Source organism: Rhizobacter sp. P2_D12, assembly GCF_056404395.1.
In genome coordinates, this window is the sequence record NZ_JBFUEB010000002.1 from 21,858 (window position 1) to 40,794 (window position 18,937).

An 18,937-nucleotide genomic window follows, 5' to 3' on the forward strand; every position below is an offset into this window, starting at 1 on the left:
GCCACTCCATGACTGCCCCCACCATCCGCATCCATCCCGCCGACGACGTCGTCATCGCGCGGCGGCAGCTGGTGTCGGGCACGCGCATCGACGCGGAAGGCGTCACCGTCATCGGGCTGATCCCGCCCGGCCACAAGCTCGCGGTGCGCGACATCGCGGCCGGCGCGCCGGTGCGCCGCTACAACCAGGTGATCGGCATCGCGCGCCAGGCCATCGCCGCCGGCCAGCACGTGCACACGCACAACCTGGAGTTCTCGAACTTCGAGCGCGACCCCGCGACCGGCGAGGACGCACACCCGACCGACTTCGTCGCCGCGCCGGCCACCTTCCAGGGCATCGTGCGCGCCGACGGCCGCATCGCGACGCGCAACTACATCGGCATCCTGACCTCGGTGAACTGCTCGGCCACCGTCGCGCGTGCGATCGCCGACCATTTCCGGCGCGACATCCACCCCGAGGCGCTGGCCGGCTTCCCGAACGTCGACGGCGTGGTCGCGCTGACCCACGGCGCCGGCTGCGCCACCGACAGCGAGGGCGAACCGCTGCAGGTGTTGCGCCGCACGCTGGCCGGCTACGCCCGGCACCCGAACTTCGCGGCGCTGCTGATGGTGGGCCTGGGCTGCGAGACCAACCAGATCGCCGGCATCGGCCTGGGCGACGACGGCCCGCGGCTGCACAGCTACAACATCCAGGACGCCGGCGGCACCGCGAAGGCAGTCGCGCGCGGCATTGCGCTGGTGCAGCAGATGCTGCCCGACGCGAACCGCGTCGCGCGCCGGCCGGTCGGCGCCGGCCACCTGTGCGTCGGGCTGCAATGCGGCGGCTCCGACGGCTACTCGGGCATCAGCGCCAACCCGGCACTGGGCGCCGCGGTCGACCTGCTGGTGCGCCACGGCGGCACCGCCATCCTGTCGGAGACGCCCGAGATCTACGGCGGCGAGCACCTGCTGACGCGGCGCGCGGTGTCGCCCGCGGTCGCCGGCAAGCTGCTCGCGCGGCTGCGCTGGTGGGAAGACCACTGCGCGCGCAACCATGCCGAGATGGACAACAACCCGTCGGCCGGCAACAAGGCCGGCGGGCTGACCACCATCCTCGAGAAGTCGCTCGGCGCGATCGCCAAGAGCGGCACCACCAACCTGGTCGACGTCTACGAGTACGCCGAGCCGGTGACGGCGCACGGCCTGGTGTTCATGGACACGCCGGGCTACGACCCGGTCAGCGCGACCGGCCAGGTGGCCGGCGGGGCCAACCTGATCTGCTTCACGACCGGCCGCGGCTCGGCCTACGGCTGCGCGCCGTCACCGTCGCTCAAGCTGTCGACCAACACCGCGCTGTGGCAGCGCCAGCAGGACGACATCGACATCAACTGCGGCAGCGTGGTCGACGGCGAGATCGGCATCGCCGCGCTGGGCGAGCAGATCTTCGCGCAGATGCTGGCCACCGCGTCGGGCGAGCCGACCAAGAGCGAACGCCACGGCTACGGGCAGAACGAATTCGTGCCGTGGCAGTTCGGGGCGGTGATGTAGCTCAGCGCGCGAGCAGGTGCGGCAAGGTCAGGGACAAGGCCGGCCAGTAGGTCACCAGCACCAGGAAGCCGATCATCGTCAGCAGCCACGGCCACACCGCGATCGTCAGCTCGGTGATGCCCATCTTGCTGATGCCCGATGCGACGTACAGGTTCAGCCCGACCGGCGGGTGGCACATGCCCACCTCCATGTTGACCGCCATCAGGATGCCCAGGTGGATCGGGTTGACGCCCAGCTTGCAGGCCACCGGGTACAGGATGGGCGCCATGATCAGCACGATGGCCGACGGGTCCATGAAGTTGCCGGCCACCAGCAGGATGATGTTGACCAGCAGCAGGAACACCACCACGCCGAAGCCCTGGCCCGTCATCCACGCCGCCATCGACTGCGGGATCTGCTCGGACGTCAGCAGGAACGAGAACAGCACCGCGTTGGTGATGATGTACAGCAGCATCGAGCTCATCGCCGCCGCGTTGCGCAGCACCTTGGGCACGTCGCGCAGCTTCAGGTCCTTGTAGATGAAGACCGAGATCACGAACGCATACACCGCCGCGATGGCCGCCGCCTCGGTGGGCGTGAAGATGCCGGAGTAGATGCCGCCGATCACGATGACGATCAGCGCGATGCCCCAGAACGCCTCGCGGAAGGCCTTCCAGCGCTCGCCCCAGCTGGCGCGCGGCAGGCGCGGGTAGTCGAACTTGCGGGCCCGGTACCAGGTGGTCACGCCCAGCAGCAGCGACAGCAGCAGCCCCGGCAGCACGCCGGCGATGAACAGGTCGCCGACCGACGCGGTGGCCACCGGCTGGCCGTCCGGCCCGGTGGCGTTCATGCCGTTGGTCGCGATCGAGAAGATCACCAGGTTGATCGACGGCGGGAACAGGATGCCCAAGGCGCCCGAGGTGGTGATGACGCCGGCCGAGAAGCGCTTCGGGTAGCCCGCCTTCTGCATCGCCGGCAGCAAGATGGTGCCGACCGCGACGACCGTGGCGACCGACGAGCCCGAGATCGCCGCGAACAGCGCGCAGGCCAGCACGCCGGCCAGGCCCAGCCCGCCGTAGAAGTGCCCCACCATCGTCGACGCGAAATGGATCATGCGCCGCGCCGCGCCGCCGTTGGTCAGGAAGTTGCCCGCCAGGATGAAGAACGGGATCGCCATGATCTCGAACTTCTCCAGTCCCGAGAACAGCTTGAGCCCGATCGACGCGATCGGCTCGTTGGTCATGCCGAAGAAGAAGCCCAGCACCGTGAGGCCCAGCGCGATGGACACCGGCATGCCGGTCAGCATCAGCAGCACCAGCAGGCCGAAGATGATCAATGCATTCATGCTGCGGCCTCCGCCTCGTCCAGACCTTCCACGTGAGCCACCTCGTGGTGCGGCAGCTCGCCGCGGCGCCAGAAGGCCCACATCACCTGCAGGAAACGGAAGCACATCAGGTACGACGCGAGCGGGATGCAGGCGTACGGGATCCAGGTCGGCACCTCCAGGTCGGGCGAGGTCGGGCCCTCGGGCACGTCGCCGACGTCCCAGCCGAAGGTGCTGAACAGCGCGTGGTGGAAGCCGTTGTCCCAGACGAACACCGCGCCCATCGTGCCGACCACCGCGGTGAAGACCACGCCGCCCAGCAGCCCGGCCAGCGTGAGCCAGCGCGCCTGGGCCGGCGGCAGTGCGCGCACCAGCGTGTCGACGCCGACGTGGGTGCCGTGGCGCACGCCGTAGGCCGCGCCGAACTTGGCCATCCACACGAACATGTAGATGCACAGCTCCTGCGCCCAGCTGAGGTTCAGGCCGAGCAGGAAATCCTGCACCGGCTGCAGCACGGCCGGGTAGTGCGCGGCGGCGGCGTAGCGGTGCACCACCGCGACGAAGATCAGCAGCGTCGCGGCGCCCATCAGGGCCGCGATCAGCCATTCCTCGAGGTGGTCGAGGAAGCGGTTCAACAGGGCACCCATGGCCGGCTACTTCGCGGGCACGAAGCCGGCGGCCTTGTAGACCGCGTCGATCGTCGACTGGCCGACGCGCGAGGCCATCTCCTTGTGCACCGGCATCAGTGCCTTCTTCCACTCGTCGAGTTCGGCCGGCGTCGGCGTGTAGATGGTGGTCTTGCCGCTCGCGCGCATCTTCTCGAGGTCGTCGATGTTCTCCTTGGTCGCCATGTCGTTGGCGAACGCGGTGGCGTCCTTCAGCGCGCCTTCGAGGATGGTGCGGATGTCGGCCGGCAGGCCGTCCCAGAACTTCTTGTTGACGATCACCGCATAGGCCAGGTGGCCGTGGTTGGAGATCGTGGTGTGCTTCTGCACCTCGTAGGTCTTCTGGGTGTAGAAGTTCGACGGCACGCCTTCGCAGCCGTCGACCACGCCCGACTGCAGCGCCTGGTACAGCTCGCTGAAGGCCATCACCTGCGGCACCGCGCCGAGCGCACGCATCTCGGCATCGAGCACCTTCGAGCTCTGGATGCGCATCTTCAGGCCGCGGAAGTCGGCCACCTTGTGCAGCGGCCGGTTGGCACTCATGATGTGGAAGCCGTTGTCCCAGTAGGCGAGGCCCTTGACGCCCTTGGGTTCCAGCTTCTTGAACAGGTCGGCGCCCACCGGCCCTTCGGTGACGGCGCGGAAGGCGGCCTGGTCCTTGAAGATGAACGGCAGGTCGAAGACCTCGAATTCCTTGACGCCCAGCGGGCCGAACTTGGCAAGCGACGGCGCGAGCATCTGCACCGAGCCCAGCTGCAGCGCCTCCATCTCTTCCTTGTCCTTGTAGAGCTGGCTGTTCGGGTAGACGTCGACCTTGACGCGGCCGTTGCTGCGCTGCTCGGCCAGTTCCTTGAAGCGCTGCGCGCCGTTGCCCTTGGGCGTGTCGGGGGCGACGACGTGGCTGAACTTGATGACGATGGGCGCCTGCGCGAAGGTCTTCGGGGCGGCGACGGCCAATGCGGCGGCGGCCAGCGCGCTGCGGCGCGTCATGGAATGCGTCATGTCTTGTCTCCGTGGAATCGGTCTGGAATGCGGCCGGATTCTGGGCGGGCGGCACGGCGCCGGGTAGTTGTGGAGTTCCACATTTCGGTGCCGCGGCTCGCACCATCCCGGCGCGCGAACCTAGACTCGCCCCCATGCCCGCCCCGGCCGACCTGCCCCGCCACCCGGCGCTTGCGCTGCCGCCGCGCCCGCCGTGGCGGCGCGGGCTGTGGGCGCTGCCGCTGCTGCTGTCGCTGGTGTTCGTGGCCGGGGTGCTGCTGTGGCTGCGCGCGTCGGAGCAGGCCGACCGCGACGACCAGCGGCAGGCACTGATCAGCGATGCGCTGTCGCTGGAAGCCCAGGTCAGCGCGCGCATCGACCGCGAGGCGCTGCTGCTGCGCGACGTCGCGATGCGCCTGGACCACCGCGGCGACCTCCCGGCCGGGGCCCTCGCCACGCTGCCCGAGGTGCAGCAGGGGCTGCACCGCTTCTGGATCAGCCTGACCTGGCTGGACCGCAACAACCGGCTGGTCGCGCAGCTGCCCGAGAACGCGCAGAGCGGCCCGGGCCTGTCGTCCCACCTGTCGGCACCGCTCGCGTCCGGCGGCACGCTGGTGGCGCGTTATTCGCCGGGTGACATGCTGCGCCAGACGGTGCCGTGGTGGCTGGCCCGCCGGTACGACGTGCGATTGATCGACAGCTTCGACGACGTGATCGCGTCGACCGCCGAGGGCGCGCTGCCGCCCGACCTGGAAAGCCACCGCATCAGCCTCGAACCGGCGCTGCCCGACGGCTGGCTCGAGCTGATCGCGCGCGACCGCATCGCGCCGTGGACGCGCGGGCTGCCGTTCGCGATGGTGGCCGTGTTCGTGGTGCTGATCGCCGCCATCACCGCGATGCTGCGCCGGCAGATGCACGGCGTGTCGCGCGCCGAGGCGGCGTGGCGCACCGAGGCCGCGTGGCGCCAGGCGATGGAGGATTCGCTGACGGTGGGCCTGCGCGCGCGCGACCTGGAGGGCCGGCTGGTCTACGTGAACCGCACGCTGGCCGACATGGTGGGCTACGAGCCGCACGAGCTCGTCGGGCTGCTGCCACCGATGCCGTACTGGCCGCCCGATTCGCATGAAGAGATCATGCAGCGGCATCGCCGCAACATGGCCGGCCAGGCGCCGCGCGAAGGCTACGAGGCGCGCTGGCGGCACCGCGACGGCCGGCTGTTCGACGTGATGGTGTTCGAGGCGCCGCTGGTCGATGCGCGCGGCGTGCACATCGGCTGGATGGGCTCGATCCTCGACATGACCGAGCGGCGCAGGCTGGAGGAGCGCGAGCGGCGCCAGACCGAGACCATGGCGCACCATGCGCGGCTGACGATGCTGGGCGAGGTGGCGTCGACGCTGGCGCACGAGCTGAACCAGCCGCTGACGGCTATCGCCAGCTACAACGCCGGCGTGATGAACTCGATGCAGAAGCTGCCGGCGCCCGACCCGGTGGTGATGCGCGCGCTGGGCCGGCTGGGCGAGCAGGCGGCGCATGCCGGCAGCATCGTGCAGCGCATCCGCGAGTTCCTGACGCGGCGCGAGCCGCGGCTGGAGCCCTGCGCGCTGAACGCGGTGATCGAGGGCGGCGTCGCGCTGTTGCGCCGCGAGCTGCAACGCCAGCAGGTGCAGGTGGCGCTGCAGCTGGATGCGGCGCTGCCGGTGATCGTGGCCGATGCGGTGCTGATCGAGCAGGTGGTGGTGAACCTGGTGCGCAATGCGGGCGATGCATTGGCGGGGCGGGCCGGCCAGTCCGGTGAGAGGCTGATCGTGGCCGGCAGCTCGCGGAGCGCCGACGGTCGCTTCGTTCGCATCGACGTGCGCGACAACGGCCCCGGCCTGGGCGGGCTGGGCATCGAGGCGCTGTGTGCGCCGTTCTTCTCGACCAAGGCAGAGGGCATGGGCATGGGCCTGGCGATCTGCAGGTCGATCATCGAGGCGCACCATGGCGTCTTCGATGCGGCCGAGGCGCCCGGCGGCGGCGCGGTGTTCACGCTGACGCTGCCGGTGGACCTGGCGGCGTCGACCCTGTCCCTGGAGGACGAGCCATGACGACCCCGGCCAGCGAGGGTGTGGTGTACCTGGTGGACGACGAGGCGGTGGTGCTGGATGCGCTGTCCTTCCTGCTGTCGTCGCGCGGGCTGGAGGTGCGTGCGCATGCGAGCGGCCCCGAGCTGCTGGCGGCGATCGATGCGGCGCCGCGGCCGCTGGCCGGCGTGTTCCTGCTCGACATCCGGATGGAGCCGATGTCGGGCCCGCGGCTGCACGACGAGCTGATCGCGCGCGGGCTGCGCAACCCGGTGCTGTTCCTCAGCGGCCACGGCGACATCCCGATGGCGGTCGAGGCGCTGAAGAAGGGCGCGTTCGACTTCCTCGAGAAGCCGTACGGCGACAACGCGCTGGCCGACCGCGTGGCGCAGGCGCTGGCGGTGGACGAGGCGATGCAGCGCCAGGGCACGCACGCGGCCGAGCGGCGGGCACGGCTGGCCAGCCTGACCGAGCGCGAGCACGAGGTGATGCTGCGGGTGGCGGCCGGCAAGCTGAACAAGGTGATCGCCGACGAGCTGCACGTGTCGGTGCGGACGGTGGAAGTGCACCGGGCGCGGGTGTACGCCAAGCTCGGCGTGCGTTCGGCGGCGGAAGTGGCCACGGTGCTCGCGGGGCCGGCGGTTTGACCGTACATTTCGGTGCATGCCCAGTGTCAACATCAATCCGGTGGTCCGGGCCTTGTTGAGCGATCCGCAAAAGCGCCAGGAGTACCGGCGCCAGCTGATCGCCAGCCGTCCGCAGAAGGACGAAGGCCGCAGGATCGAGCTTGAAGACGCGACCGGCAAGGTCGTGCACCTGCGGGTGCTGCCCGCGACGCCGCCGGCCGTCCCGAAACCTTGAACGTCGCGTTCCAGGCCTTCCTGCTGCTGCTGATCTACCTGCCGGGCGCGATCTTCGTGCTGGCGGTGACGGGCAAGATCCGCGACAACGGCGAGATCCCGGTGATCTCCGGTTCGATGACGGGCCATGCGATCGCGGCGGTGCTGGTGTCGGCGGTGTTGCACACCGGGTGGCTGCTGGCGATCCATGCGTGGCAGTGGCTCGGCGGCTGTGCCTGCCAGCCGGCGGCGCGCGATTTCTTTGCGCTGCTGACGCTGAACAACGCGACCGCGCCGTATCTCGCGGCCGAAGCGGCAATCGGCAACGCGCTGTGGTTCAACGCGGTGTACTTCATCAGCATCTTCGTGCTGCCGCTGGCGGCGGGGCTGGCGATCAATACCGCCATCGAGCGCCGCGGGCTGGACATCCGCCACCGTTTCCTGCGCTTCAAGCCACCGTGGCACTACATCCTGACGGGCGAGAACCGCTCGAACCGGGACGGGCGCACGGTGGTGGTCGACGTGCTGGTGCAGGTCGGCGACGCGCCGGTGCTGTACAGCGGGATCCTGAGCTACTTCTCGTTCGACGAGAAGACCAAGGCCCCGGACGCGCTGGTGCTGGCCTCGGCCTTCCGCGGCGTCGTGCCCGATTTCCACGGCACGGCCGAACCGGAGTTCCTGACGCCGATCCCGGGCGACACCTTCGCGGTGAAGTTCGGCGAGATCAAGAACATCAACATCCAGTACGTCGATCTGGTGGAGTAGAGCCCCCAGCCGTCACTGCGCCTGCTCCGAACCCGGATTGGCATCCGGGCTACTCGACGGCCTTCACCATGTCCTCGACGACTTTCTTGGCGTCGCCGAACACCATCATCGTCTTGTCCATGTAGAACAGCTCGTTGTCGAGCCCGGCATAGCCCGCCGCCATCGAGCGCTTGTTGACGATGACCGTCTTGGCCTTGTAGGCCTCCAGGATCGGCATGCCGTAGATCGGGCTGCCCTTGATGTGCGCCGCAGGATTCACCACGTCGTTGGCGCCCAGGATGATCGCGACGTCGGCCTGGCCGAACTCGCCGTTGATGTCCTCCATCTCGAACACCTGGTCGTACGGCACCTCGGCCTCGGCCAGCAGCACGTTCATGTGCCCCGGCATGCGCCCGGCCACCGGGTGGATCGCGTACTTCACGGTGATGCCCTTGGCGGTCAGCTTGGTCGCCAGCTCCTTCACCGCATGCTGCGCACGCGCCACCGCCAGCCCGTAGCCCGGCACGATCACCACCGTCTCGGCATTGCCCAGCACGAAGGCCGCGTCGTCGGCACTGCCGCTCTTGACGCTGCGCTGCGCCTGCGCGCCCGCCGCCGCCGTGCCGGCCTCGCCGCCGAAGCCGCCCAGGATCACGTTGAAGAACGAGCGGTTCATCGCCTTGCACATGATGTAGCTCAGGATCGCGCCCGAGCTGCCCACCAGAGAACCGGCAATGATCAGCATGCTGTTGTTCAGGCTGAAGCCGATGCCCGCCGCCGCCCAGCCCGAGTAGCTGTTCAGCATCGACACCACCACCGGCATGTCGGCCCCGCCGATCGGGATGATGATCAGCACGCCCATCACGAAGGCCAGCGCCAGCATCGCGAAGAAGGCCGGCCAGCTCTCGGTGAACACGAACGCCAGGCCAAGCCCGACCGTCGCCAGCCCCAGCACCAGGTTCAGCACGTGCTGCCCGGCGAACTGCACCGGCGCGCCCTGGAACAGCCGGAACTTGTACTTGCCCGACAGCTTGCCGAAGGCGATCACCGAACCGCTGAACGTCACCGCACCGATGGCCGCGCCGAGGAACAGCTCGAGCCGGTTGCCGGCCGGGATCGCCTCACCCTTGGCGACGATGCCGAACGCATGGGGCTCGGCCACCGCGGCCACCGCGATGAACACCGCGGCCAGGCCGATCATGCTGTGCATGAAGGCGACCAGCTCGGGCATCTTGGTCATCTCGACCCGCTTGGCCATGACCGTCCCGGCGGTGCCGCCGACCAGCAGCCCCAGCAGCACCCAGCCCAGGCCGAGCGCGTTGCCGCCGGCCAGTTGAACGATCAGCGCCGCTGTCGTCAGCGCCGCGATCGCCATGCCGGCCATGCCGAACAGGTTGCCGCGGATCGACGTGGTCGGGTGCGACAGGCCCTTCAAGGCCTGGATGAAGAAGACGCTCGCCACCAGGTACAGCAGCGTCACCAGGTTCATGCTCATTGCGAGCCCTCCTTCGGTGCCACGGCCTTCTTCTCTTTCTTGCGGAACATCTCGAGCATCCGCCGGGTGACGAGGAAGCCGCCGAACACGTTGACGGCCGCCAGCGCGACCGCCAGCACGCCCATCGTCTTGCCCAGCGGCGTCTCGGTCAGGGCCGCCGCCAGCATCGCGCCGACGATGACGATCGCCGAGATCGCGTTCGTCACCGCCATCAGCGGCGTGTGCAGCGCCGGCGTGACGGTCCACACGACGTGGTAGCCGACGTAGATCGCCAGCACGAAGATGATCAGGTTGGTCAGGGTATGGCTCACGGGATCCATGCGGCTCTCCTGTTATTTGCGCGTGACCTGACCGCCCTGGCTCACCAGGCAGGCCACGACGATGTCGTCATCCATCGGCACGGTGAACGCGCCTTCCTTGGTGACCACGAGCTTCAGGAAGTCGAGCACGTTGCGCGCATACAGCGCGCTCGCGTCGGCCGCCACCAGCGCCGGCAGGTTGGTCTCGCCGACCAGCGTGACGCCGTGCTTGACCACGATCTTGCCGGCTTCGGTCAGCGGGCAGTTGCCCCCTTGCGCCGCCGCCAGGTCGACGATCACCGAGCCCGGCTTCATCGCCTTCACCATCTCCTCGGTGACCAGCACCGGCGCGGCCCGGCCCGGGATCAGCGCGGTCGTGACGACGATGTCGGCCGCCGCGACGCGCTTGGCGACCTCGACCTTCTGGCGGTCCAGCCAGCTCTGCGGCATCGGTCGCGCATAGCCGCCCACGCCCTCGGCCGCCTCCTTCTCCTCGGCGGTCTCGTAGGGCACGTCGATGAACTTCGCGCCCAGCGACTCGACCTGCTCCTTGACGGAAGGCCGCACGTCGCTCGCCTCGATCACCGCCCCCAGCCGCTTGGCGGTGGCGATGGCCTGCAGGCCGGCCACGCCGACGCCCAGGATCACGACGCGCGCCGCCTTCACGGTGCCGGCCGCCGTCATCAGCATCGGGAAGATGCGCTGGTAGCGGTCGGCCGCGATCATGATGGCCTTGTAGCCGGCCAGGTTGGCCTGCGACGACAGCACGTCCATGCTCTGCGCCCGCGTGGTGCGCGGCGCGGCCTCGAGCGCGAAGCTGGTGAGCCCCGCATCGGCCAGGCGCTGCAGGCCCTCGCGGTCGAACGGGTTCAGCATGCCGACCAGCGCGGTGCCGCTCTTCATCAGCGGCAGTTCGTCGGCCGACGGTGCGCGCACCTTCAGCACCAGCTCGGTGCCGAAGGCCCCGGCCCGGTCGACGATCTCGGCACCGGCGGCCACGTAGGCCTCGTCCGTGACGCTGGCCGCGATGCCGGCACCCGCCTGCACGCGCAGCGTGTGGCCCTGTGCCTTCAGCTTCTTGACCGTCTCCGGGGTCGCGGCGACGCGCGCTTCCCCCGCCGCTGTTTCCAGCGGAACCCCTATCAACATGGTTGTGCTCCTCGGGCGTGTCGTTGTGCTGTAACTCGCGCGAGAGCTTACACAAAGCTTTCACATCCACAATTGATGCATGCCATCTCCAGCCGTTCCACACCCTTGCGCGATGCAAGGCCACAACACCCGCCCTTAAAATCGGCCGGATGTCCTCTCGCTGGAAACCGAGCGTCACCGTCGCCGCCGTCGTCGAACACCAGGGGCGCTTCCTGCTGGTCGAGGAGCACACCTCCGACGGCCTGCGCCTGAACAACCCCGCGGGGCACCTGGATCCGGGCGAGTCGCCGCTGCAGGCCGTGGTGCGCGAGGCCCTCGAAGAAACCGCACGACCGTTCGTGCCCAGCGGCATCGTCGGCCTCTACCTGTCGCGCACGCAGCGGCCCGAGCGCGCCCACGACACCACCTACCTGCGCATCGCCTACCGCGGCACGGTCGGCGAGGCCGACGCGTCGCGCGCGCTCGACACCGGCATCGTGCGCACGCTGTGGCTGACGCCGGACGAGATCCGCGCGAGTGTCGATCGGCACCGCAGCCCGCTGCTGCTGCGCTGCGTCGAGGACCACCTGGCAGGCAGGGACTTCCCGCTGTCGCTGGTCACGACCGACGATTCCGTCTTCGCCGGGGCGCTGCTGTCATGATCATGAAGAAGCAGCGCGTGGTGGTGGGCCTGTCCGGCGGCGTCGATTCGGCCGTCAGCGCGCACCTGCTGAAGCAGCAGGGGCACGAGGTGATCGGCATCTTCATGAAGAACTGGGAAGACGATGACGATGACGAGTACTGCTCGACGCGCCAGGACTTCCTCGATGCCGCGAGCGTGGCCGACGTGCTGGGCATCGAGATCGAGCACGTCAACTTCGCGGCCGACTACAAGGACCGGGTGTTCGCCGAGTTCCTGCGCGAATACCAGGCCGGCCGCACGCCCAACCCCGACGTGCTGTGCAATGCCGAGATCAAGTTCAAGGCCTTCCTCGACCACGCGATGCGGCTCGGTGCCGGCAAGATCGCGACCGGGCACTACGCCCGCGTGCGCGAGCGCGAGGGCCGCTTCGAGCTGCTGAAGGGCCTGGACCCGCTGAAGGACCAGAGCTACTTCCTGCACCGGCTGAACCAGGCGCAGCTGGGCAAGACGCTGTTCCCGGTCGGCGAGCTGCCGAAGACCGAGGTGCGCCGCATCGCCGCCGAGATCGGGCTGCCGAACGCGGCCAAGAAGGATTCGACCGGCATCTGCTTCATCGGCGAGCGGCCGTTCCGCGAGTTCCTGAACCGCTACCTGTCGAACAAGCCGGGTCCGATCAAGGACGACCGCGGCCGCGTGATCGGCGAGCACGTCGGGCTGTCGTTCTACACGCTGGGCCAGCGCAAGGGCATCGGCATCGGCGGGCTGAAGGAAAAGGGCAGCGCCAAGGGCGGCAGCGAGCATGCGCCGTGGTTCGTCGCGCGCAAGGACATGGCGGCCAACACGCTGTACATCGTGCAAGGGCACGACCACCCGTGGCTGCAGTCGCACGCGCTGGCGGCCGACGATGCGAGCTGGGTGGCCGGCCACGCGCCGCAGGCCGGTGCGATGGCGGCGAAAACGCGCTACCGCCAGGCGGATGCCGGCTGCGTGCTGGCTGAAGAGACCGATGCCGTCTTCAACCTGCGCTTCGGTGCCGCGCAGTGGGCCGTCACGCCGGGCCAGTCGGCCGTGCTCTACGACGGCGAGGTCTGCCTGGGCGGCGGCGTGATCGCCAGCGCAGCCTAGCGCCGCGGCGTCCCCAGGTCCATCGTCCAGTAGCGGCGCCCGCTCGCCGGTTGCACCACGCAGGCGACGGCCACTTCCTTGAAGCGCGGGCTCATCATGTTGGCGCAATGGCCGTCGCTGCGCGCCCAGCTGTCGACCACGCGGTCGATGCCCGGCTGGCCCGACGCGATGTTCTCGCCCAGCGCCCGCCACGCGTAGCCGGCCTCGTTCGCCCGGTCGGCCAGGCTGCGTCCGTCGCGGCTCTCGTGCGCCAGCCGGTCCGCCTGCGCCATCTCCTGCGTGTGCGCCAGCGCCGCCCGCGCCAGCCGGTCGTCCCAGCCCAGCGCCGGGGCCGCCGCGAACCGGCCCCGGCTGCCGCAGCCGTGCGCCGCGGCGCGGAACGCGTTGACCCGCTGCAGCATCCGGGCCTGGAAATCGGCATCGCCGCAGGTGCCGATGTCGGATGGCGCGGCGCCCGCCGGGGCGGCGCAGGCGCCCAGCAGGCACAGGCCGATCGCCCGAAGGCGCCAGGAGCGTGATGGAGTCGGCATCGTCGGGTGCACACGGAAGGAAGCGACAGCGTACAACTTCAGTCCGCGCGCCCGTTCGCCGATATCGGATGACCATGCTTTCCCGCCTGACGACCTTGACGCGCCCCGCACTGTGCGCCTGCGCACTGCCCTGGCTGGCCGCCGCCGCCCAGGCCACCGGCGTGACCACGACCGTCACCGACCCGTCCGGCCGCCCGCTGCCGGATGCGGTAGTGCTGCTGGAGCCGGCCGCCGGCAAGCTGCCCGTCAAGCCGATGGCCGGCATCGAGATCTCGCAGAGCAAGCGCCAGTTCCACCCGGCACTGACCGTCGTGACGGTCGGCACGCCGGTCAGCTTTCCCAACTTCGACAGCGTGCGCCACCACGTCTATTCGTTCTCGCCGGTCAAGACCTTCGAGCTGAAGCTGTATGCCGGCGTGCCCGGCACGCCGGTGGTGTTCGACAAGCCCGGTGCCGCGGCGCTCGGCTGCAACATCCACGACCCGATGAGCGCCTGGGTGCTGGTGGTCGACACGCCTTACCACGCTCGCACCAGCGCCGACGGCCGCGCCCGCATCGACAACGTTGCCCCCGGCAGCTACCGCCTGCGCGCCTGGCATGCGGGCGTCGCGCCGGGCCAGGATCCGGCACCGCAGCCGCTGACCGTCGGCAGCACCGACATCGACGGCAGCCTGCGCCTGCCGGTGAGCGCGCCATGATGAAACACCGCCTGACCCGCTGGCCCACCTGGATGCGCACCTCGCTGAGCGCACGCATCGTCGTGCTGTTCCTCGGCCTGCTGCTGCTGGTGCAGGGTGCCAGCTTCCTGGCGATCCGCGCCAGCATCGACCGCAACGCGCGCGCCGCCATCGCCGACGAGCTGGTGGTCGGCGAACGGGTGCTGAACCGCGTGCTGGACCAGAACGCGCAGAAGCTGACCGAGGGTGCGAGCCTGCTGGCGGCCGACTACGGCTTCCGCGCCGCCGTCAGCAGCAACGACGCCGCCACCATCGGCTCGGTGCTGGCCAACCATGGCGAGCGCATCGGCGCCACCGTCAGCGCGCTGCTCGACACCGAGTTCAAGCTGCGCGCCGCGGCCCAGCCCGACCTGCAGGAGCTGCTGCCCGTCACCCGCCGCCTGGCCGCGCGCGTGCTGGCCTCCAAGCGCGCCAGCGAGATCGTCGTGATCGGCCAGCGCCCGTTCCAGCTGGTGATGGTGCCGATGCGCGCGCCGGTGGTGGTGGGCTGGGTGCTGATGGGCTTCCCGATCGACCAGCGGCTGGTCGACGACATGCATGCGCTGTCGTCGCTGCAGGTGAGCCTGCAGGTGCGCCGCGATGCCTGCTCGGCCTGGACGACCGCGGTGTCGACGCTGCCGCTGGCCACGCGCGAGTCGCTGGAGAAGCAGGCCACGCTGTCGCTCGACCACGTGCAGGCGGCCAGCTCGGCGGCGACGACGCTGCGCCTGCTCGACAACGAATACAGCGGCCGCACCGTGATGCTGGCCGAGCACGAAGGCGCCGCGGTGTCGGCGCTGCTGCTGCGCTCGGTGGACGACGCGGTGGCGCCGTACCGCCAGCTGCAGCTGGGCCTGGCCGGCCTGACGCTGCTGGGCGTGCTGGTGTTCGGCATCGGCAGCGTGCTGACCGCGCGCCACGTGACGACGCCGCTGCGCCGCCTGGCCGCCGCCGCCGAACAGCTGGGCGCCGGCGACTATGCGACGCCGCTGCGCGGGCTGCGCCGCGGCGACGAGATCGGCGACCTGGCGAATGCCTTCGAGCGCATGCGCGTGAACATCGGCGAGCAGCAGCAGGAAATCCTGAACCTGGCCTACCGCGACCCGCTGACCGGCTTGCCGAACCGCCTGCAGTTCCGCAACGCGGTGCGCGACGCGATCGCCGCGGCCGGCCCGGCGGGCCGCACGGTGTCGGTGATCATGCTCGACCTGGACCGCTTCAAGCATGTCAACGACGTGCTGGGCTACCGCTTCGGCGACCTGCTGCTGAAGCGCGTCGCCGAACGCCTGACGCAGCAGGCGGTGCGCGGCGGCGACCTGGTGGCGCGCCTGGGCGGCGACGAGTTCGCGGTGCTGCTGGCCGACCTGGATCCGGCCAACGACCTGGCGCTGACGCGCGCGGTGGCGCAGCGCATCAGCCAGGCCTTCGATGCCGCGCTGACGCTGGAGGACCAGACCGTCGACACCAGCGCCAGCCTGGGCCTGGCGAACTGGCCGCAGCATGCCGGCGATGCCGACGTGCTGCTCAGCCGTGCCGAGGTGGCGATGTACGGCGCCAAGCGGCGCACGCAGGGGCCGATGGTCTACGACGCGGCGCTGGATGCCGCGAGTGCGCAGACGCTGTCGCTGCTGACCGAACTGCGCCATGCGATCGACCACCACGAGCTGCGGCTGTACCTGCAGCCCAAGCTCGCGCTCGGCAGTGCGCGCGTGGTGGGAGCCGAGGCGCTGGTGCGTTGGCAGCACCCGCGGCGCGGGCTGCTGCCGCCGATGGAATTCATCCCGTTCGCCGAGCAGACCGGCTTCATCCGCGTGCTGACGCTGTGGGTGTTCGAGCAGACGGCGCAGCTGTGGAAGCGGCTGCACGATGGCGGCCAGCAGCTGACGATCTCGGTCAACCTGTCGACGCGCGACCTGCTCGACCTGGACCTGCCGCAGAAGTTCGACGCGCTGCTGGTCAAGCACACCGTGCCGGCCGAGGCCTTCTGCCTCGAGATCACCGAGAGCGCGATCATGGACGACCCGCAGCGCGCACAGGCAACGCTCGACAAGCTGAGCGCGCTCGGGTTCCGCCTGTCGATCGACGACTTCGGCACCGGCTACTCGTCGCTCGCCTACCTGAAGCGGCTGCCGGTGGACGAGCTGAAGATCGACAAGTCCTTCGTGCTCAACATGGAGAAGGACCTGGACGACGCGCGCATCGTGCGCTCGACCATCGACCTGGCGCACGGCCTGGGCCTGACGGTGGTGGCCGAGGGTGTCGAGAACGCGCAGGTCTGGGACCTGCTGCGCGAGCTGTCGTGCGACGAGGCGCAGGGCTTCCACATGGGCAAGCCGATGCCGGCCGGCGAGTTCGCGCGCTGGACCGCCGGGTGGACGACCCGCAATGCGATGAGCATGGCGACGGGCAAGGGCCCCGACATCCCCATCACGCTGCATTGATCAATGCCTGCCAGCCGTCGCCGCGTGCTTCGGCGTGGTGTGGCGCGGTCCCGGATTGGCATCCGGGCTACGGATACGGGGTAGCCCGGATGCCAATCCGGGATCGCCGCACGAAGACGCCGCTTCAGCAAACCCGCTCTTCGAAGGCAGCGAGGCCTCGACGATGCAGCAGCCCGCCCACCGCGCGAGCGGCCGCGCGCAGTGCCGCCTCGTCGTACCCGGCATACCCGAACAGCCAGCCGCGCCGCGGCGACTCGATCGCATAGCGCGACAGCGGCGCGAGGAACACCCCCGCCTGCTCGACCCGGGCCGAGAACGGCGCATCCGCCCGCCCCGGCTCGATCTCGTGCACCAGGTGCATGCCCTGCGCGCTCGGCGCCAGCCGCAACGCGCCGCCGCTCGCCTTCGCCAGCGTCTCGATCACCAGCGCCTGGCGCTGCGCATACAGCTCGCGCATGCGCCGCAGGTGACGCAGCAGGTGGCCCTCGGTGATGAAGCGCGCCAGCACGTCCTGCACCGCGCCGGGGCTGTGCCGGTCGGTCACTGCCTTGGCCCCCGCGAAGGCCGGCGCCAGTGCCGGCGGGACCACGACGAAACCGAGCCGCAGCCCCGGGTGCAGCGTCTTCGAGAAGGTGCCGACGTACAGCACCCGCTCCGATTGCGGCAGGCTGCACAGCGCCGGCACGCGGTGCGCGCCGTACTGGAATTCGCCGTCGTAGTCGTCCTCCACCACCCACGCGCGCTGCGCCCGCGCCCAGGCCAGCAGCGCAAGCCGGCGCGCCAGGCTCATGCGCACGCCGAACGGGAACTGGTGCGTCGGCGTCACCACCACCATGCGCGCCGCCGGCCAGCGCGCCGCGCCCTGCGCGATGCACAGCCCCTCGCCATCCAGCGGCACCGGCCGCACCACCGCGCCCTGGCCCATCAGGTTGGCGCGGATGCCCGGATAGCCCGGGTCCTCGACCATCACCTCGTCGCCCAGGTCGAGCAGCAGCCGGCCGACCAGGTCGATCGCCTGCTGCGAGCCCGAGGTCACCAGCACCTGCGAGGCATCGCAGCGGATGCCGCGCGACACCAGCAGCCACTGCGCGATGGCCTCGCGCAGCACCGGCTCGCCGGCCGGGTCGGTGTACTGCGACAAGGCCCGGCGGCGCGGCGCGGCGGTGTCGCGCGCCAGCCGGTCCCACAGCGCGAACGGGAACTCCGCGGTGGCCGGCGCGCCGATGCGGAACGCCACCGGCGCCTGCGTCGGCGGCTGCCAGCGCAGCGCGATGTCGGCAATCGCCTGGCCGCGCCGCGACAGCGCGCCGGCCGGCGCGATGGCCACCGCCTTGCGCCGCGCAGCGCCGCGCAACGCCGCCAGGTCGGGCGCGACATAGCTGCCGTCGCCGACCCGCGCGACCACGTAGCCCTCGGCGCGCAGCCGCTCCAGCGCCCACAGCACGGTGTTGCGCGCCACGCCGAGCGCCAGCGCATGCTCGCGCGACGGCGGCAGCCGCGCCCCCGGCGCGAACGTGCCCTGCTCGATGGCGCCGCGCAGCTGCAGGTAGACCCGCTGGCGCAGCGGCACCGGATTGGTTCCCCCCGGCATGGTCGATTGGCTCCTCGGTGAAGGCTGCAAGTGTCTACGATGGAGAACCAATCCGCCACCCGGGACACGCCATGACCGAGAAGATCGACCGCTTCATCGCCCTGCACCGCGGCCCCCGCGCCTTCGTGATCGCCAATGCCTTCGATGCCGGCTCGGCGCGTGCGCTGGCCGGCCTGGGCTTCGCCGCCCTGGCCACGTCGAGCGGCGCCGCCGCCGCGGTGGCCGGCAAGCGCGACGGCCAGCTGACGCGCGACGAGGCGATCGCGCATGCGCGCGCCATCGTGCAGGCGGTCGACATCCCCGTCTCGGCCGACCTGGAGAACGGCTTCGGCGCGGCGCCCCAGGACGCGGCCGAGACCATCCGCCGCGCCGGTGAGATCGGCCTGGCCGGCGGCTCGATCGAGGACGCGAGCGGCGACGCGGCGAAACCGCTGTACGACCTCGGCCATGCCACCGAGCGCATCGCCGCCGCGGTGGAGGCGGCGCGCGCGCTGCCGCAGGGCTTCGTGCTGACGGCGCGGGCCGAGAACTTCCTGCGCGGCAACCCCGACCTGGACGACACCATCCGCCGGCTGCAGGCCTTCGAGCGCGCCGGCGCCGACGTGCTGTTCGCACCCGGCCTGCCGGATCTCGCGGCGGTGCACACCGTCTGCGCCGCGCTCGCGAAGCCGCTGAACTTCATGGTCGGCATCAAGGGCAAGTCGTTCAGCGTCGCCGAGCTCGAGGCGGCCGGCGTGCGCCGCATCAGCCTGGCCACCTCGCTGTACCGCGCCGCGATGCGCGGCCTGCTGGACGCCGCGACCGAGGTGAAGGAACGCGGCAGCTTCGACTACCTGAACCGGCTCTGA

18 protein-coding genes are annotated in these 18,937 nt (G+C 70.3%); 10 read left to right on the top strand and 8 right to left on the bottom strand.

Annotated features, from left to right (window positions below):
• Nucleotides 1–8: 8 nt before the first annotated feature.
• Nucleotides 9–1,526, top strand: coding sequence for a UxaA family hydrolase (locus AC1DYN_RS00845; RefSeq protein ID WP_477957194.1), 1,518 nt, complete (start codon nt 9–11; stop codon nt 1,524–1,526).
• Nucleotide 1,527: 1 nt separating this feature from the next.
• On the opposite strand, the gene AC1DYN_RS00850 is transcribed toward AC1DYN_RS00845, so the two are convergent.
• Genes AC1DYN_RS00850 through AC1DYN_RS00860 form a run of 3 tightly spaced genes read right to left on the bottom strand, consistent with a single transcriptional unit; the run spans nt 1,528 to nt 4,484 of the window.
• Nucleotides 1,528–2,850, bottom strand: coding sequence for a TRAP transporter large permease (locus tag AC1DYN_RS00850; RefSeq protein ID WP_477839655.1), 1,323 nt, complete (start codon nt 2,848–2,850; stop codon nt 1,528–1,530).
• Nucleotides 2,847–3,476, bottom strand: a complete 630-nt coding sequence (locus AC1DYN_RS00855) for a TRAP transporter small permease (protein ID WP_477957195.1) — start codon at nt 3,474–3,476, stop codon at nt 2,847–2,849. The genes AC1DYN_RS00850 and AC1DYN_RS00855 overlap by 4 nt, the downstream gene beginning before the upstream one ends.
• A gap of 6 nt (nt 3,477–3,482) precedes the next feature.
• Nucleotides 3,483–4,484, bottom strand: a complete 1,002-nt coding sequence (locus tag AC1DYN_RS00860; protein ID WP_477957301.1) for a TRAP transporter substrate-binding protein — start codon at nt 4,482–4,484, stop codon at nt 3,483–3,485.
• A 146-nt stretch (nt 4,485–4,630) separates the two neighbouring features.
• Between AC1DYN_RS00860 and AC1DYN_RS00865 the strand changes: the two genes are divergently transcribed.
• Genes AC1DYN_RS00865 through AC1DYN_RS00880 form a run of 4 tightly spaced genes read left to right on the top strand, consistent with a single transcriptional unit; the run spans nt 4,631 to nt 8,142 of the window.
• On the top strand, nt 4,631–6,562 hold the full coding sequence (locus AC1DYN_RS00865) for a sensor histidine kinase (RefSeq protein ID WP_477957196.1): 1,932 nt from the start codon (nt 4,631–4,633) through the stop codon (nt 6,560–6,562).
• Between the two features lie 20 nt (nt 6,563–6,582).
• Entirely contained in the window at nt 6,583–7,185 is a 603-nt protein-coding gene (locus tag AC1DYN_RS00870) for a response regulator transcription factor (protein WP_477957302.1), read from the top strand.
• Nucleotides 7,186–7,201: 16 nt separating this feature from the next.
• Nucleotides 7,202–7,399, top strand: coding sequence for a hypothetical protein (locus AC1DYN_RS00875; RefSeq protein ID WP_047591755.1), 198 nt, complete (start codon nt 7,202–7,204; stop codon nt 7,397–7,399).
• Complete coding sequence (locus AC1DYN_RS00880; RefSeq protein WP_477957197.1) at nt 7,396–8,142, top strand: hypothetical protein; 747 nt, start codon at nt 7,396–7,398, stop codon at nt 8,140–8,142. The genes AC1DYN_RS00875 and AC1DYN_RS00880 overlap by 4 nt, the downstream gene beginning before the upstream one ends.
• A gap of 49 nt (nt 8,143–8,191) precedes the next feature.
• On the opposite strand, the gene AC1DYN_RS00885 is transcribed toward AC1DYN_RS00880, so the two are convergent.
• From AC1DYN_RS00885 to AC1DYN_RS00895, 3 genes are read right to left on the bottom strand one after another with little or no spacing between them, the layout of a single operon-like run.
• The gene (locus tag AC1DYN_RS00885) at nt 8,192–9,616 is read right to left on the bottom strand and encodes an NAD(P)(+) transhydrogenase (Re/Si-specific) subunit beta (RefSeq protein ID WP_477957198.1); all 1,425 of its coding nucleotides are present in this window, start codon (nt 9,614–9,616) and stop codon (nt 8,192–8,194) included.
• The gene (locus AC1DYN_RS00890; RefSeq protein WP_477957199.1) at nt 9,613–9,936 is read right to left on the bottom strand and encodes an NAD(P) transhydrogenase subunit alpha part 2; all 324 of its coding nucleotides are present in this window, start codon (nt 9,934–9,936) and stop codon (nt 9,613–9,615) included. Before AC1DYN_RS00890 ends, AC1DYN_RS00885 begins: the two co-directional genes overlap by 4 nt.
• Before the next feature lie 12 nt (nt 9,937–9,948).
• Nucleotides 9,949–11,064, bottom strand: a complete 1,116-nt coding sequence (locus AC1DYN_RS00895) for a Re/Si-specific NAD(P)(+) transhydrogenase subunit alpha (protein WP_477957200.1) — start codon at nt 11,062–11,064, stop codon at nt 9,949–9,951.
• A 149-nt stretch (nt 11,065–11,213) separates the two neighbouring features.
• On the opposite strand from AC1DYN_RS00895, the gene AC1DYN_RS00900 reads away from it, so the two are divergent.
• Together AC1DYN_RS00900 and mnmA are read left to right on the top strand one after the other, a co-directional pair.
• The gene (locus AC1DYN_RS00900) at nt 11,214–11,705 is read left to right on the top strand and encodes an NUDIX hydrolase (protein ID WP_477957201.1); all 492 of its coding nucleotides are present in this window, start codon (nt 11,214–11,216) and stop codon (nt 11,703–11,705) included.
• 2 nt (nt 11,706–11,707) lie between these two features.
• Nucleotides 11,708–12,811 carry a tRNA 2-thiouridine(34) synthase MnmA gene (gene mnmA / locus AC1DYN_RS00905; protein WP_477957303.1) on the top strand — a complete coding sequence of 368 codons (1,104 nt, stop codon included), beginning with the start codon at nt 11,708–11,710 and terminating at the stop codon, nt 12,809–12,811.
• Here mnmA and AC1DYN_RS00910 read toward each other — a convergent pair.
• Nucleotides 12,808–13,341, bottom strand: a complete 534-nt coding sequence (locus AC1DYN_RS00910; protein ID WP_477957202.1) for a CAP domain-containing protein — start codon at nt 13,339–13,341, stop codon at nt 12,808–12,810. The genes mnmA and AC1DYN_RS00910 overlap by 4 nt on opposite strands.
• Nucleotides 13,342–13,409: 68 nt before the next feature.
• Between AC1DYN_RS00910 and AC1DYN_RS00915 the strand changes: the two genes are divergently transcribed.
• Together AC1DYN_RS00915 and AC1DYN_RS00920 are read left to right on the top strand one after the other, a co-directional pair.
• A complete protein-coding gene (locus AC1DYN_RS00915; protein ID WP_477957203.1) occupies nt 13,410–14,039 on the top strand; it encodes a methylamine utilization protein in 630 nt (209 codons plus the stop codon).
• Complete coding sequence (locus AC1DYN_RS00920; RefSeq protein ID WP_477957204.1) at nt 14,036–16,498, top strand: putative bifunctional diguanylate cyclase/phosphodiesterase; 2,463 nt, start codon at nt 14,036–14,038, stop codon at nt 16,496–16,498. Before AC1DYN_RS00915 ends, AC1DYN_RS00920 begins: the two co-directional genes overlap by 4 nt.
• A 124-nt stretch (nt 16,499–16,622) precedes the next feature.
• On the opposite strand, the gene pdxR is transcribed toward AC1DYN_RS00920, so the two are convergent.
• Entirely contained in the window at nt 16,623–18,089 is a 1,467-nt protein-coding gene (gene pdxR, locus AC1DYN_RS00925) for a MocR-like pyridoxine biosynthesis transcription factor PdxR (RefSeq protein ID WP_477957205.1), read from the bottom strand.
• Between the two features lie 71 nt (nt 18,090–18,160).
• Between pdxR and AC1DYN_RS00930 the strand changes: the two genes are divergently transcribed.
• Nucleotides 18,161–18,937 carry an isocitrate lyase/PEP mutase family protein gene (locus AC1DYN_RS00930; protein WP_477957206.1) on the top strand — a complete coding sequence of 259 codons (777 nt, stop codon included), beginning with the start codon at nt 18,161–18,163 and terminating at the stop codon, nt 18,935–18,937.